This window comes from Streptomyces sp. NPDC042259 (assembly GCF_055582085.1).
Genome location: NZ_JBVJDW010000001.1, coordinates 178,696 through 192,171 on the forward strand (window position 1 = coordinate 178,696; position 13,476 = coordinate 192,171).

Annotated in this window: 12 protein-coding genes; 2 read left to right on the forward strand and 10 right to left on the reverse strand. The window is 67.2% G+C overall.

Annotation, left to right across the window (positions count from 1 at the left end; all coding sequences use genetic code 11):
* Positions 1 to 8 precede the first annotated feature (8 nt).
* Positions 9 to 1,433 (reverse strand): pyruvate kinase, encoded by a 1,425-nt coding sequence (gene pyk, locus ACZ6MA_RS00845; RefSeq protein WP_469429965.1) that lies wholly within the window; start codon positions 1,431 to 1,433, stop codon positions 9 to 11.
* 155 nt (positions 1,434 to 1,588) lie between these two features.
* Complete coding sequence (locus ACZ6MA_RS00850; RefSeq protein WP_469429967.1) at positions 1,589 to 2,290, reverse strand: SIMPL domain-containing protein; 702 nt, start codon at positions 2,288 to 2,290, stop codon at positions 1,589 to 1,591.
* 181 nt (positions 2,291 to 2,471) lie between these two features.
* Between ACZ6MA_RS00850 and ACZ6MA_RS00855 the strand changes: the two genes are divergently transcribed.
* Together ACZ6MA_RS00855 and ACZ6MA_RS00860 are read left to right on the forward strand one after the other, a co-directional pair.
* Positions 2,472 to 4,277: a bifunctional metallophosphatase/5'-nucleotidase gene (locus ACZ6MA_RS00855; protein WP_469429968.1), complete on the forward strand. Its 1,806-nt coding sequence runs from the start codon at positions 2,472 to 2,474 to the stop codon at positions 4,275 to 4,277.
* Between the two features lie 267 nt (positions 4,278 to 4,544).
* Entirely contained in the window at positions 4,545 to 5,090 is a 546-nt protein-coding gene (locus tag ACZ6MA_RS00860; protein WP_469429970.1) for a hypothetical protein, read from the forward strand.
* A 99-nt stretch (positions 5,091 to 5,189) separates the two neighbouring features.
* Here ACZ6MA_RS00860 and ACZ6MA_RS00865 read toward each other — a convergent pair whose 3' ends face one another.
* The 8 genes from ACZ6MA_RS00865 to ACZ6MA_RS00900 form a co-directional block, all read right to left on the reverse strand.
* Positions 5,190 to 5,810, reverse strand: a complete 621-nt coding sequence (locus ACZ6MA_RS00865; protein ID WP_469429972.1) for a LysE family translocator — start codon at positions 5,808 to 5,810, stop codon at positions 5,190 to 5,192.
* A 25-nt stretch (positions 5,811 to 5,835) separates the two neighbouring features.
* Positions 5,836 to 6,630, reverse strand: a complete 795-nt coding sequence (gene trpC, locus ACZ6MA_RS00870) for an indole-3-glycerol phosphate synthase TrpC (RefSeq protein ID WP_469429974.1) — start codon at positions 6,628 to 6,630, stop codon at positions 5,836 to 5,838.
* Between the two features lie 47 nt (positions 6,631 to 6,677).
* Positions 6,678 to 7,691: an anthranilate phosphoribosyltransferase gene (gene trpD / locus ACZ6MA_RS00875; RefSeq protein ID WP_469429976.1), complete on the reverse strand. Its 1,014-nt coding sequence runs from the start codon at positions 7,689 to 7,691 to the stop codon at positions 6,678 to 6,680.
* A gap of 114 nt (positions 7,692 to 7,805) precedes the next feature.
* Complete coding sequence (locus ACZ6MA_RS00880; protein ID WP_469429978.1) at positions 7,806 to 9,917, reverse strand: oxidoreductase; 2,112 nt, start codon at positions 9,915 to 9,917, stop codon at positions 7,806 to 7,808.
* Between the two features lie 58 nt (positions 9,918 to 9,975).
* The gene (locus tag ACZ6MA_RS00885) at positions 9,976 to 10,677 is read right to left on the reverse strand and encodes a YggS family pyridoxal phosphate-dependent enzyme (protein ID WP_469429980.1); all 702 of its coding nucleotides are present in this window, start codon (positions 10,675 to 10,677) and stop codon (positions 9,976 to 9,978) included.
* 23 nt (positions 10,678 to 10,700) lie between these two features.
* Positions 10,701 to 11,393: a B3/B4 domain-containing protein gene (locus tag ACZ6MA_RS00890; RefSeq protein WP_469429981.1), complete on the reverse strand. Its 693-nt coding sequence runs from the start codon at positions 11,391 to 11,393 to the stop codon at positions 10,701 to 10,703.
* A 20-nt stretch (positions 11,394 to 11,413) separates the two neighbouring features.
* Positions 11,414 to 12,046 (reverse strand): pyridoxamine 5'-phosphate oxidase, encoded by a 633-nt coding sequence (pdxH, locus tag ACZ6MA_RS00895; protein ID WP_469429983.1) that lies wholly within the window; start codon positions 12,044 to 12,046, stop codon positions 11,414 to 11,416.
* Between the two features lie 88 nt (positions 12,047 to 12,134).
* The gene (locus tag ACZ6MA_RS00900) at positions 12,135 to 13,370 is read right to left on the reverse strand and encodes a hypothetical protein (RefSeq protein WP_469429984.1); all 1,236 of its coding nucleotides are present in this window, start codon (positions 13,368 to 13,370) and stop codon (positions 12,135 to 12,137) included.
* Between the last annotated feature and the right edge of the window lie 106 nt (positions 13,371 to 13,476).

A 13,476-nucleotide genomic window follows, 5' to 3' on the forward strand; every position in this document is an offset into this window, starting at 1 on the left:
TGGCCTGCCTACTCCTCCTCCCCGATGTGGTGCACCCGCACCAGGTTCGTCGTCCCCGCCACCCCCGGCGGCGAGCCCGCCGTGATGATGACCATGTCGCCCTTCCGGCAGCGGCCGATCCGCAGCAGGTATTCGTCGACCTGGTCGACCATCTCGTCCGTCGTCTGGACCATCGGGCCGAGGAACGTCTCCACCCCCCACGTCAGGTTCAGCTGCGACCGCGTCGCCGGCTCCGGGGTGAAGGCCAGCAGCGGAATCGGCGAGCGGTAGCGCGACAGGCGCCGGACCGTGTCACCGGATTGGGTGAAGGCCACCAGGAACTTCGCGCCGAGGAAGTCGCCCATTTCCGCCGCCGCGCGGGCCACGGAGCCGCCTTGGGTGCGGGGCTTGCTGCGTTCGGTCAGCGGCGGCAGCCCCTTGGCGAGGACGTCTTCCTCTGCCGCTCGTACGATGCGGCCCATCGTCTTCACAGTCTCGACGGGGTATTTGCCGACGCTGGTCTCACCCGAAAGCATGACCGCGTCCGTGCCGTCGATGACGGCGTTGGCGACGTCGGAGGCCTCCGCGCGGGTGGGACGGGAAGCGTCGATCATGGAGTCGAGCATCTGGGTCGCGACGATGACCGGCTTGGCATTGCGCTTGGCGAGTTTGATGGCGCGCTTTTGGACGATGGGCACGGTTTCGAGGGGCATTTCGACGCCCAGGTCGCCGCGGGCGACCATGATGCCGTCGAAGGCGGCGACGATGCCGTCGAGATTGTCGACGGCCTGTGGTTTTTCGATCTTCGCGATGACGGGGAGGCGGCTGCCTTCCTCGTCCATGATGCGGTGGACGTCCTCGATGTCGTGGGCGCTGCGGACGAAGGAGAGGGCGATGATGTCGGCGCCCGTCCTGATGGCCCAGCGGAGGTCGTGGACGTCCTTGTCGGAGAGGGCGGGGACGGAGACGGCGACGCCGGGGAGGTTGAGGCCCTTGTGGTCGGAGACCATGCCGCCTTCGATGACGATGGTTTTGACGCGGGGGCCGTCGACTTCGGTGACTTCGAGGGTGACGCGGCCGTCGTCGACGAGGATGCGTTCGCCTTTGGTGACGTCGGCGGCGAGGCCGGGGTAGGTGGTGCCGCAGATGTGGCGGTCGCCTTCGGCGTCGTCGACGGTGATGGTGAAGTCATCGCCGCGTTCAAGGAGTACAGGACCTTCGCGGAAGGTGCCGAGGCGAATCTTCGGGCCTTGAAGGTCGGCGAGGATGCCGACGTTGCGGCCGGTTTCCTCGGCGGCTTTGCGTACCCGTTCGTAGCGCGTTTCGTGGTCGGCGTAGGTGCCGTGGCTGAGGTTGAAGCGGGCGACGTCCATGCCGGCTTCGACGAGTGCCTTGATCTGCTCGTACGAGTCGGTGGCGGGGCCCAGTGTGCAGACGATTTTGGCTCGGCGCATGGCATGAGCTTATGACTTACCGACGGGTAGGAAATTGGGCGTTCGCGACTGTCCAACGGCGTTTTACCGAAAGGTTGTTGACGATTAGTGAAACGTGCGCGGGGGTGCTCCGATGAGCGTCGGCGGGTGGGTCGGGTGTCCCCCGCGCGGGGGTGTCAGAGGGCGGGGCGGGTGATCGTAAACCTGGCGTTGACCTGTGCGTAGACGGATTGGCGCTGGGGTTCGAGGTCGAGGGCGGGGGCGGGGGCTTCGCCGCCGTAGCCGGCTGATCGCATCATTCCCCCGGGGGCGGGCGGGAGGCCGAGGGGGGTGGCGTTCTCGGCGCCGATGTCGGCGAGTTCCACGACGGCGACGAGTTCGGCGCCGAGCGCTCCGGCGTATTCGCGGGCGCGTTGTACGGCTTCCCGGACGGCTTGTTGGCGGGCGTCGCGGTGGGCGGGTGAGTCGGGGCGCAGGGCCCACCAGGGGCCGTCGACGCGGGTGAGGTCGAGGTCGGCGAGTCGGGTGGTGAGTTCGCCGAGGGCGGTGAAGTCGCCCACGGTGACGCTGAGGTGGACAGTGCCGTGGTAGGCGCGTACGCGTTCGTGGCGGCCTTTGTCGGTGAGTTGGGGGGTGATGGTGAGGGAGCCGGTTTCGAGTTGTTCGATTGCTTCGCCGTAGGACTTGATGAGTTCGAGGGTTTGGTTGTTGCGGTGAGTGAGGTCGGCGAGGGCGGTGCGGCGGTCGGTGCCGCGGGCGCTGACGGTGATGCCGAGGCGGGCGATTTCGGGGTCGACGTCGAGGCGGGCTTCGCCTCGGACGGCGAGGCGGGGGGCTTCGGGGGTGCCGTACGGGAGAGGTGCCGGTGGTGTGGTCATGGGCCCAGCGTCTCAGGTGGGGGGTGTGGGTAGCCGGTGTGGCGGCGTGGTGGTGCGGGGTTACTGGGGAGTCACCGGATCGCAACCTTGGGGGTCTGTCGTGTGTGGGGAGGGCTGGGTCAGAATCTACGCGCGTTGTGCTGTTTGCCGAGGTTTCGGCCGTCACTGATGGGGAGAAGAGATGCCGCTCAACCGTAGGAAGTTCCTGGGGCGTACTGCCGCGACGGGTGCGGGGGTCGCGTTGGCGGGGGCGGCGGCCGCCGGTCCGGCGGAGGCGGCCGGGGCGGGGTTCCGGGATCGGCGGAAGAAGCGGTACGCGTTCACCGTCATGGGCACCACGGATCTGCACGGGAATGTCTTCAACTGGGACTATTTCACCGATGCCGAGTTCGATGACAAGGCGCACAACGATGTGGGTCTGGCGAAGATCTCGACGTTGGTGGAGCAGGTCCGCAAGGAGAAGGGCCGGCGGAACACGCTGTTGATCGACGCGGGTGACACGATTCAGGGTACGCAGTTGTCGTACTACTACGCGAAGGTCGATCCGATTACGCGGGCCGGTGGTCCGGTGCATCCGATGGCGCAGGCGATGAACGCGATCGGGTATGACGCGGCGGCGCTGGGCAATCATGAGTTCAATTACGGGATCCCGGTGCTGCGGAAGTTCGAGAAGCAGTGTGATTTTCCGTTGCTGGGTGCGAATGCGTTGGATGCGAAGACGTTGCGTCCGGCGTTCGCGCCGTATGTGATGAAGCGGGTGTGTACGCCGCACGGTCGTGATGTGAAGGTGGCGGTGCTGGGGTTGACGAACCCGGGGATCGCGATCTGGGACAAGGCGAATGTGCAGGGGAAGATGACGTTCCCGGGGCTGGAGGAGCAGGCGGCGAAGTGGGTGCCGAGGCTTCGGTCGATGGGTGCGGATGTGGTGATCGTGTCGGCGCATTCGGGGAGCAGTGGTACGTCGTCGTACGGGGATCAGTTGCCGTACATCGAGAATGCGGCGGCTTTGGTGGCGGAGCAGGTGCCGGGTATCGATGCGATTTTGGTGGGGCATGCGCATACGGAGATTCCCGAGTACCGGGTGACGAACAAGAAGTCGGGTAAGCAGGTCGTTCTGTCGGAGCCGTTGAAGTGGGGGCAGCGGTTGACGTTGTTCGACTTCGAGTTGGTGTGGGGCAAGGGGTGCTGGCAGGTCGAGTCGGTGTCGGCGAAGGTGTTGAACTCGAACACGGTGGCCGAGGACCGGAAGGTCACGGGGTTGTTGCGTGATGAGCACGAGAAGGTCGTGGCGTATGTGAATCAGGTGATCGGTACGTCGTCGGCGGCGATGGGGGCGGCGGAGGCGCCGGTGAAGGACACGCCGATCATCGATTTCATCAACCATGTGCAGGCGGAGACGGTGAAGTCGGCGCTGGCGGGGACGGCGTACGCGTCGCTGCCGGTGCTGTCGCAGGCGTCGTGCTTCTCGCGGACGGCCGCGGTGCCGGCGGGGAAGGTGACGATCCGCGAGGTGGCGGGGCTGTATCCGTTCGAGAACACGCTGGAGGCGCGGCTGCTGACTGGTGCGCAGCTGCGGGCGTATCTGGAGTTCTCGGCGCGTTATTACGTGCGGACGGCTGCGGGTGATCCGGTGGATCCGGCGAAGCTGACGAACGCGGAGAGCATTCCGGATTACAACTATGACGCGGTGAGTGGTCTGTCGTATGAGATCGACATCGCGAAGGCGCCGGGGTCGCGGATTGTGAATCTGTCGTTCGGGGGGAAGCCGTTGGATGATGCGGCGCAGTTTGTGCTGGCGGTGAACAATTACCGGGCGAGTGGTGGGGGTAATTTCCCGCATGTGGCGGGTGCGAAGCAGGTGTGGGCGAATTCGGAGGAGATTCGCAACACGATCATCGGGTGGGTGAAGGCGCAGGGGGCGATCGATGTGGCGCGGTTCGCTTCGGTGGACTGGAAGCTGACGCGGGATGGTGTGCCGGTGTTCTGAGGTGGTGTGGGGCCGCTGCCGTTGGTGTGGTGTGGAGCGGTGATCGGGGGTGGCGGCGCCCTCGGGCGTGGGCCGGGTGTTCCGGGCGCGCGGCGGCGCCGCCGGGCCGGGGGCCGAGCCGTGGGTCCGTGGGTGAACCGGCGGTGGAGCGTTTGCGGTGGGTGCGCCAACGGGCACTCGTTCCCGCTGATTGCGGGACGTTACGTTTCTGGGGCGCGTCGTTGGCTTTTTCGAAGTCACGCGCTGAAACGGCAGGAGAACCGAACCATGCCAGTGCGCTCGTTCGTGCACCCGCTCGCCCGACGGTCCGTGAGTTGTGCGGCTGCCGCGATCATGGTGGTCCTGGCCCCGGGTGTGGGTCATGCCGCCGTCTCTCCGGCGCCCATCAAGCACGAGGGGTCGGGGGGATATCTCGACAGCGGTGGTGAGAAGTCCTCGGCCAAGGCTCCGGCGTACGCGGTGAAGTACACGGGGGATCCCGCGTCGGTGCCCGGCAATCTGAAGTGGTCCTACGATCCCGCCACGAAGCTCGTCAAGAACGAGGCGAATGGTTGGTATCTCGGGAGCGGTGGTGGCTCCTCGGCCGCCAAGTCGCCGGCGTATACGGCGAAGTACGCGGGGGATCCCGCGGCGGCTCCCCCGGAGCTGAAGTGGTCCTATGACGCGAGCACGAAGTTGGTGAAGAACGAGGGGAACGGCTGGTATCTGGGTGCCGGGGGTGATGATTACGGCAAGGCGCCCGCGTACACCACGAAGTACACGGGGAGTCCCGCGTCGGCGCCGGCTCAGCTGAAGTGGGAGATATCGTCCTAGCTTTCGGGCGCGGCTCCCTGCCGCATGCCGGGGCCCCACTGACGCACGGTCTGTCAGTGGGGCCTCGGTCTGTGCGGGGCGTCGTGCTGGGGTGTGGGGTCAGATGTTGGTGAAGGCGAGTTTGGCGCCGAGGGCGACGAAGGCTCCGGCGAAGGTGCGGCGCATCCAGGTGAGGACCTTGGGGCGGGAGATGACGTGGTCGCGGACGGCGGCGGCGAGCAGGCCGTAGCCGACGAAGATCACGAAGGTCATCAGCATGAAGACAAGGCTCAGTTCAAGCATGCGCATGACGGGGCTGGATTCGTCGGTGCTGACGAATTGGGGCAGGAAGGCCAGGAAGAAGATGGTCAGCTTGGGGTTGAGGATGTTGATCAGTACGCCGGTGACGGTGACTTTGGCGGCGGAGGGGGCCGCTTCGGTGCCGTTGTTCTCCTCGACCTTGAGGGTGCCGCTTTCGCGGAGGGTGCTCCAGGCGACGTAGAGGAGGTAGGCGACGCCGAGGTATTTGAAGATCTGGAAGGCGAGGGCGCTGGCTTGGAGGAGTGCGGCCAGTCCCATGATGGTGGCGGCCATGTGGGGGACGATGCCCAGGGTGCATCCGAATGCTGCCACGATGCTCGGCCGGAATCCTCGGGAGAGGCCGGTGGCCAGGGTGTAGAGGACTCCGGTGCCGGGTGAGGCGGTGACGATGAATGAGGTGACTAAGAATTCGATGCTCATGGGCTGCGCTCCTATGTTGCTGATGTCACTCTTGGGCGAGTAGCGCCCGGGTCGCCGTTTCGACGTCCTCGTTGCGCATGAGGCTCTCGCCGACGAGGAAGGCCGAGATGCCGACCTTAGCGAGGCGGGCGAGGTCGGGGGGGCCGGCCACCCCGCTTTCGCCGATGATCACCCGTCCGTCGGGTACGCGGGGGGCGAGGGTCTCGCTGGTGGTGAGGGTCGTCTCGAAGGTCTTGAGGTTGCGGTTGTTGATGCCGATGATGCGGGAGCGCAGGTTGAGTGCCCGGTCGAGTTCGGTTCCGTCGTGGACTTCGAGGATGACGTCCATGCCGAGGGAGTGGGCGGTGTCCTCGAGGTCCCTGGCCGTGGCGTCGTCGACGGCGGCGAGGATGATCAGTACGCAGTCGGCGCCCCATGCGCGGGCTTCGACGATCTGGTAGGGGTCGAACATGAAGTCCTTGCGCAGGGCCGGGAGTGCGGTGGCGGCGCGGGCGGCTTCGAGGTGTTCGGGTGCCCCTTGGAAGGAGGGGGTGTCGGTCAGTACGGAGAGGCAGGTGGCGCCGCCGGCTTCGTAGGCGGTGGCGAGGGCGGGCGGGTCGAAGTCGGCGCGGATGAGTCCCTTCGAGGGGCTCGCTTTTTTGATCTCGGCGATGAGCGCGTGGTCGCCTTGGGCGATGCGGCGTTCGATCGCGGCGAGGAAGCCGCGGGGGGCGGGGGCGGCCTGGGCTTCCTTTTCGAGTGCGGCCAGGGGGCGGGCGCGCTTGGCGGCGGCGATTTCCTCGCGCTTGTAGGCTTCGATCCTGGTCAGCAGGTCGGCCATGTCGGGGGTCCTCTCGTGGGGTACGGGCCGGGTTCCGCGTGGAGTGTTCAGGCGTTCGAGACGGCTATCAGGCGGTCGAGGCGGCGGTGGGCTTCTCCGGTGTCGATCGACTTGGTGGCGAGTTCGATGCCGTGGGGCAGTTCCTCGGCCCGGCCGGAGACGACGAGCGCGGCGGCCGCGTTGAGGGTGGCGATGTCGCGGTAGGGGCCCTTTTCTCCTTGGAGGACTCCGCGGAGGGCTGCGGCGTTGCCTTGGGCGTCGCCGCCTTTGAGCATGTCGGGGGTGGCGCGTCGCAGGCCCAGCTCCTCGGGGGTCACCTGGAAGGTGCGGATGTCGCCGTGGTCGAGGGAGGCGATGGTGGTGGGGCCCGTGGTGGTGATTTCGTCGAGTCCGTCGGAGCCGTGGACGACGTAGGCGCGGACGGAGCCGAGTTCGCCCAGTACCTGTGCGAGGGGTTCGACCCAGTGCTGTGCGTAGACGCCGACCATCTGTCGTCGTACGCCGGCCGGGTTGAGGAGGGGGCCGAGCAGGTTGAAGATGGTGCGGGTGCCGAGTTCGATCCGGGTGGGGCTCATGTGTTTGAGCGCCGGGTGGTGGTCGGGGGCGAACATGAAGCCGATGCCGGCTTCGGCGAGGCAGCGTTCGATGGCGTCGGGGGCGAGGTGGACGCGGACGCCGAGGGCGGCGAGGACGTCGGCGGCGCCGCAGCGTGAGGACAGTGCCCGGTTGCCTTGTTTGGCGACGGGGACGCCGGCTCCGGCGACGATGAAGGCCGCGCAGGTGGAGATGTTGTAGGAGCCGGAGGAGTCGCCGCCGGTGCCGAGGAGGTCGATGGCGCCGGGGGGTGCGTCGACGGTGCGCATCTGGGAGCGCATGGTGGTGACGGCTCCGGTGATCTCCTCGACGGTCTCGCCGCGCATGCGCAGCGCCATCAGCAGGGCGCCCATCTGGGAGGGGGTGGCTTCGCCCGTCATCATGCGGTCGAAGGCCCGGGCGGATTCCTCGCGTGTCAGCGTGGCGCCGGTCGCGACCTTGCCGATCAGGGCCTTGAATTCTTCCATGGGCTTCTCCTTGGGGCGGGCCCCGGTCCGACGGCACGATGTGCGTTCTGCCCCGGCGTCATCGGTCGTCGGGGCCATGGTGGCGTTCGTGTGGGGTCGGTCGGGCGTGGTGTTTCAGCCGAATACGCCGCTCGGGGTGAGGGGGTCGTCACCGGTGGCGGGCAGGGGCTGGTCCCAGCCGAGTTCGACGTTCTCGCGCCGGAAGGGTGTCCGGTCGGTGAGCGCGGTGTTCAGGGTGCGGGCGAAGAGATGGCCGCTGTGGACGGCCGCGGCGATGATGCCGGGGGCGAGGCAGTCGCCGAGGCGGACGACGCGGCGGATGCCGACGGCCTTCAGGGCGTCGTCGCCGAGGTCCAGCAGGCCGGTGTAGAGCTCGTCGCGCGGGGTGGAGCCGGTGACGACCACGAGGGCGTCGGCGGGCGCGGTGGTTTCGCGGCCGGTGTAGACGCAGGTCAGGTGGGCGGTGCCGGCTTCGGTGCGGCTGAGCGCGGTCGCGGTGCGGACGTGGGCGCACTTCTCCATGACGCGTCGTTGGACGCGTTTTTGCTCGGCGGTGAACTGGGTGTAGGCCGAGACGGTGCTTTCGGGCGTGACGAAGGTGACCTCGCAGCCGTGGGCGGCGAGGCGTTCGGCGATGACGCCGCCCATGTAGTAGTGGTCGTCGTCGAAGAGGACGACGCGGCCGGTGGGCAGGCGGGAGTCCATGATGTCGTCCGGTGTGAAGACCGGGAGCTGCCCGAGGCCGGCGATGGGGTCGCTGTGGGTGCGGCCCACGCCGTCGGCGCGCCAGGTGGCGCCGGTGGCGAGGGCGATGAGGGTGGACTCGGCTTCGAGGACCATGTCGGCGCTGATGTCGTTGTCGGGCAGCAGCTGGACGTTGGGCATCTTGCGGAGCTGGGTCAGGCGCCAGTCGCGGACGCGGGCCCAGGTGCCGAGGCCGGGCAGGCGGCATTCGCGGTTGACGCGGCCGCCGAGTTCGCGGCCGCGGTCGGCGAGCATGACGCTGTAGCCGCGCTGGCCGAGGGCGCGGGCCGCTTCGAGGCCGGCGGGGCCGGCGCCGACGATGAGGACGGTGTCGTCGGTGTCCTTGGGCGGGATGTGTTCGGGGTGCCAGCCGCGGCGCCATTCCTCGCCCATGGTGGGGTTCTGGGTGCAGCGCATGGGCACGCCGGCCCGGTCGCCGGCGACGCAGATGTTACAGCCGATGCATTCGCGGATGTCGTCGAAGCGGCCTTCCTGGATCTTGCGGGGCAGGAAGGGGTCGGCGATGGAGGGGCGGGCGGCGCCGATGAGGTCGAGGGTGCCGCCCTTGATCATGGAGACCATGGTGTCGGGTGAGGTGAAGCGGCCGACGCCGACGACGGGTTTGCTGGTGACGCTTTTGACGAACTTGATGTACTGCTCTTGGTATCCCTCGTCGCTGAAGCGTGCGGTGCTGCCGTCGTAGTCGAAGTTGCTGAGGTTGACGTCCCACAGGTCGGGGAGTTCGGCGAGCATCTCGATGACGTCGCGGCCCTCGTCCTCGTCGCCGCCGGTGCCCATGAGTCCGTCGACGCCGAAGCGGATGGCGACCGCGCAGGTGTCACCGACGGCCTCCTTGGCGTCCTCGACGAGTTCGCGCAGGAAGCGGGCGCGGTTCTCGAGGCTGCCGCCGTATTCGTCGGTGCGGTGGTTGTGGCGGCGGGAGAGGAAGTGGATGGGCAGCGTCATGTCGTGGCCGGCGTAGACGTAGATGATGTCGAAGCCGGCGCGTTGGGCGTTGACCGCGGCGGTGCGGTACCAGCGGCGGGCCGCGCGGATGTCGTTCTTGTCCATGGCGCGGGCGGTGGCCGGGAAGACGCCCCGGGTGGGCCGCAGGCTGGGGGCGATGGGTATCGCCCGGCTCTCCAGGTTGCCGACGTGGGAGCCGTTGTGCACCAACTCCACCGCCGCCAGGGCCTCGTGTTCGTGGATGAGACCGGTGGCGCGGGCGAGGTAGGGGATGTCCTTCTCGTCCCAGAGGCGGAGTTCGCGTTGGTGGTTTCCGGAGTAGTGCACGTCGCACTGTTCGGTGGAGACGACGCCCCAGCCGCCTTCGGCCTTCACCCCGCGCATCGCGGCCATAGAACTGGGAAAGGCACGTCCCATGCCGTTGCAGTGGGGTACCTGGAAGAAGCGGTTCTTGGCGGTGACGGGGCCGATCCGTAAAGGTTCGAAGAGAATGTCGTAGCGGGTGGGGCGGGTCATTGGTTCTCCGTTGCGTGGCGCAGCTGTCGCGGTGTTCCGGGTTCTGCGGCGGGCGGTGCTACGGGGTGGGGTAGGCCCGCGCGCCGAATATGGCGCTGCCCACGCGGACGTGTGTGGCGCCGGATTCGATGGCGGACGCGTAGTCCGTGCTCATGCCCATGGACAGGCAGTCGAGTCCGTTGCGGGCGGCGATCTTCGCGAGTTGGGCGAAGTGCGGCTCGGGCGGTTCACCGGCCGGGGGAATGCACATGAGGCCCACGACGTCGAGGGCGTAGCTTTCCCGGCAGGTGGTCAGCAGGCTGTCGGCGTCGTCGGGCAGGACGCCGGCTTTTTGCGGTTCGGCTCCGGTGTTGACCTGGACGAACATCTTCGGCCGGCGGCCTTGCTTGTCGCATTGTTTGGCGAGGGCCTCGCAGAGGCCGGGGCGGTCGACGGAGTGGATGACGTCGAACAGTGCCACGGCTTCACGGGCCTTGTTGGACTGCAGGGGCCCGATCAGATGCAGTTCGACCTCGGGGAACCGCTCCCGCAGGGGCGGCCATTTGGCCTTGCCCTCTTGGACGCGGTTTTCGCCGTAGACGTTGTGGCCGGCCAGGATGGTCTGCTCGATGGTGTCCGCGGGGACGGTTTTCGAGGCGGCGACGAGGGTCACCGAGGCGAGGTCGCGCTGGGCCCGGGCGCAGGCGTCGGCGATGGCGCGTCGTACTGTCGCGAGCCCGTGTGCCGGGTCGGTCGGGCTTATGTTGCCGGGTGTGGACATCAGAGGGTCTCCTCACACACGTATCAGAATTCCAGCCGGCGCTCCGCGGTGCTGATCCGCAGGGCGCCGGTGAGGTGCACGCCGGCTTCGGTCAGCCCGGATTTCAGCTCGCGTTCGAGCGCGTCGAGGTCCTCCGGGGCAGTGGCGTGGTGTGCCTCGGCGACGATCAGTACGCGGTCGGTCTGTGCGGATACGACGGATCGGGCGCTTTGCCGGAAGGTCCAGCGCCGGGAGTGTGCGTGGTTTTCCGGGTCGGCGAAGACGACCTCGTTCGGCAGGGGGTTCTCGATGTCGCCCTGGAAGGTCTCGTAGGTCTCGGTGCCGTCGGCGTGGCGGACGGTGATGCCTTCGGAGATCTTCGCGCAGTCGAATGCGGCGATGGGGATGGCGGAGGACATCGAGGCGTAGTTGAGGTAATCCACGAGGGGGTGGAAGCTCGGCATGCTGCGCTCTTTGCGGTAGCGCCTGAGCAGTGCTTCCGAGGCGCACCGGTACTGGGTGGGCTTCAGTCCCATTTTCGAGAAGGCTTCGCGCCAGGAGGCGATGGCGGGCATCTCGGATTCGGGTCCCGAGGCCAGTCGTTGTTCGACCTTGGGGGTGAGTTTTTCGATGCGGGCCGGGTCGCTCTTCATGTCGAGGACGTTGTCGATGACCATCGTCAGGGCGTGCAGGCTCGGGTGAGCGGTCCAGACGGAGTCGGCGTGCGTGAAATACATGTGTGCTGTCCTCGATTGCCTTACGGGTAGAGCCGTGTGGTGTTCCAGTCGCCTTCCGGCTTGTCCCTTTGGAAAACGAGCCGGTCATGCAGACGGAACGGCCTGTCCGTCCAGAACTCGATGGACAGCGGCCTGATGCGGTAGCCGGACCAGTGCGGCGGGCGCGGTACGTCGTCGGGGAATCGGGTGGCTTCGCGGGCCACGGCTTCCTCGAGTTCGGCGCGGCTGGCCAGGGGCTGGGACTGCCGGCTGGCCCAGGCGCCGAGGCGGCTGTCGCGGCGGCGGGAGGCGAAGTAGGCGTCGGCCTCGGCGGCGGTGGTGGGCTCGACGGGGCCGCGGAAGCGTATTTGCCGTCGCAGGGATTTCCAGTGGAGTACGCCCGCGGCCTGCATGTTGTCGCGGAGTTCGGTGCCCTTGCGCGACTGGGTGTTGGTGTAGAAGACGAAGCCGTCGGCGTCGAAGCCCTTGAGGAGGACCATGCGGACGTCGGGCAGGCCGTCGGTGTCGGCGGTGGCGATGGCCATGGCGTTGGCGTCGTTGATCTCGGCGGCTTCGGCCGCTTCGAGCCATTGGCCGAAGAGGGTGATGGGGTCGGTGGCGTCGTGCGGTGAGGGGATGTCGTACGCCGGGGTGTCGGGCGTCGGGGGCTGCATGGGTGTCGCTCCTCGCTGGGGCATCGCGTGGGTGAAGGAGGGAAGCATCGGGCGCCGGGGGTGTGGTCCCCCGGCGCTCCGGAGTGCTTCAGCGCTTGAGTTCCTTCTTCTCCGCGAGGAGGTTGCGCCATTTGTCGAGGTCGTCGCCGCGGGAGGTGACCATGTGTGCCGTGCCGGCGGTGTCGACGAGTACTTCCGCGGCCGGCGGGATGTTGAGGAATTCCATGTGCTGGGTCGCGCAGTAGGCGCCGACGTCGAGGATGACGAGGTGGCTGTCGGCGTCGACTCCGGCGGGGACCCGGTATTCGCCGGGGAGGATGTAGTCGTGGCGCAGGATGCTGCGGCCGCGCAGTGCCGCCGAGATGCCGTCGGTGTCGTCGGCGAGGGGGATTTCCTTCATGTCCGCGTCGAGGAAGACCACGTTGTGGCGGCGGTCCCGCAGCTGTGCGGAGGGCATGAGCATGCGGGAGCCGTCGGTGACGACGAGGCTGCCGACGGCGTTGGTGATGACGTTGCGCTTGACGCCGAGCAGCAGGGCGCCGGTGTCGGCGAGTACGTCCCGGGCGGGCTCGAAGAGGAACTTGACGTGGTCCGGGATCTCCATGCGGTCCGCGATGTCCCGCAGCGCCTTGAAGTATTCGTTCCAGTCGAAGTGCTTGGTGGTCTCGTCCCAGGCTTCGTAGACGAAGCCGTGGCCGCCGGCGAAGTTGATGGACTTCGCGTGGGGGAAGTGGGTCTTGAAGATCTCGAACTGCTTCTCGATGACGCCGATCATCTCGTCGCGCGAGTTTCCGCTGCCGCAGTAGACCTCGAAGCATTCGAGTTCGCGGTCGTACTGCTCGAGCAGGTCGGAGAGGCGCTTGAGTTCGCTGTACTTGATGCCGGGCTTGCCGGAGTCGAGGCTGTCGATGCGGGCGCTGATGGTGGGGGCATTGGTCCGCAGCGAGTAGGCGACCTCGTCGAGGCTGGAGAGGAAGGTCGGGTGGCCCGCCTGGTCCCAGAAGCCGATCTCTTCGTCGGAGACGTGGCCGGGGGAGACGATGAACTTGTCGAATCCGTACTCGCGCAGGATCCGGTATTCGCTGGGCAGTTGCAGAAGCAGGCCGACTCCCATCTGCTGGAGCGGCCTCAATACATGGGGATTAGAGTTCGGGAAGAAGGGGACATACAATTCGACTCGGGAGTCGAGTCCGACGGCTTTGGCGGCGTCCTGGATGCGGCCGACGTTCTTTAATATCTGGGCTTCGCTGTAGATAAAGACCGGTGTACCCACCTGGTCGGCGATCGCTTTGAGGTCGATCTCGTTGACCCAACAGTGGGTCAATTTACAGGAGTTCGCGGTGGTCACGTACCCTCACTCTCCGGTGGCGCAAGATCTCTGGCCATGGATGATCTTGTTTTGAGATCTTGGGGTGCTGAAATACAGATTT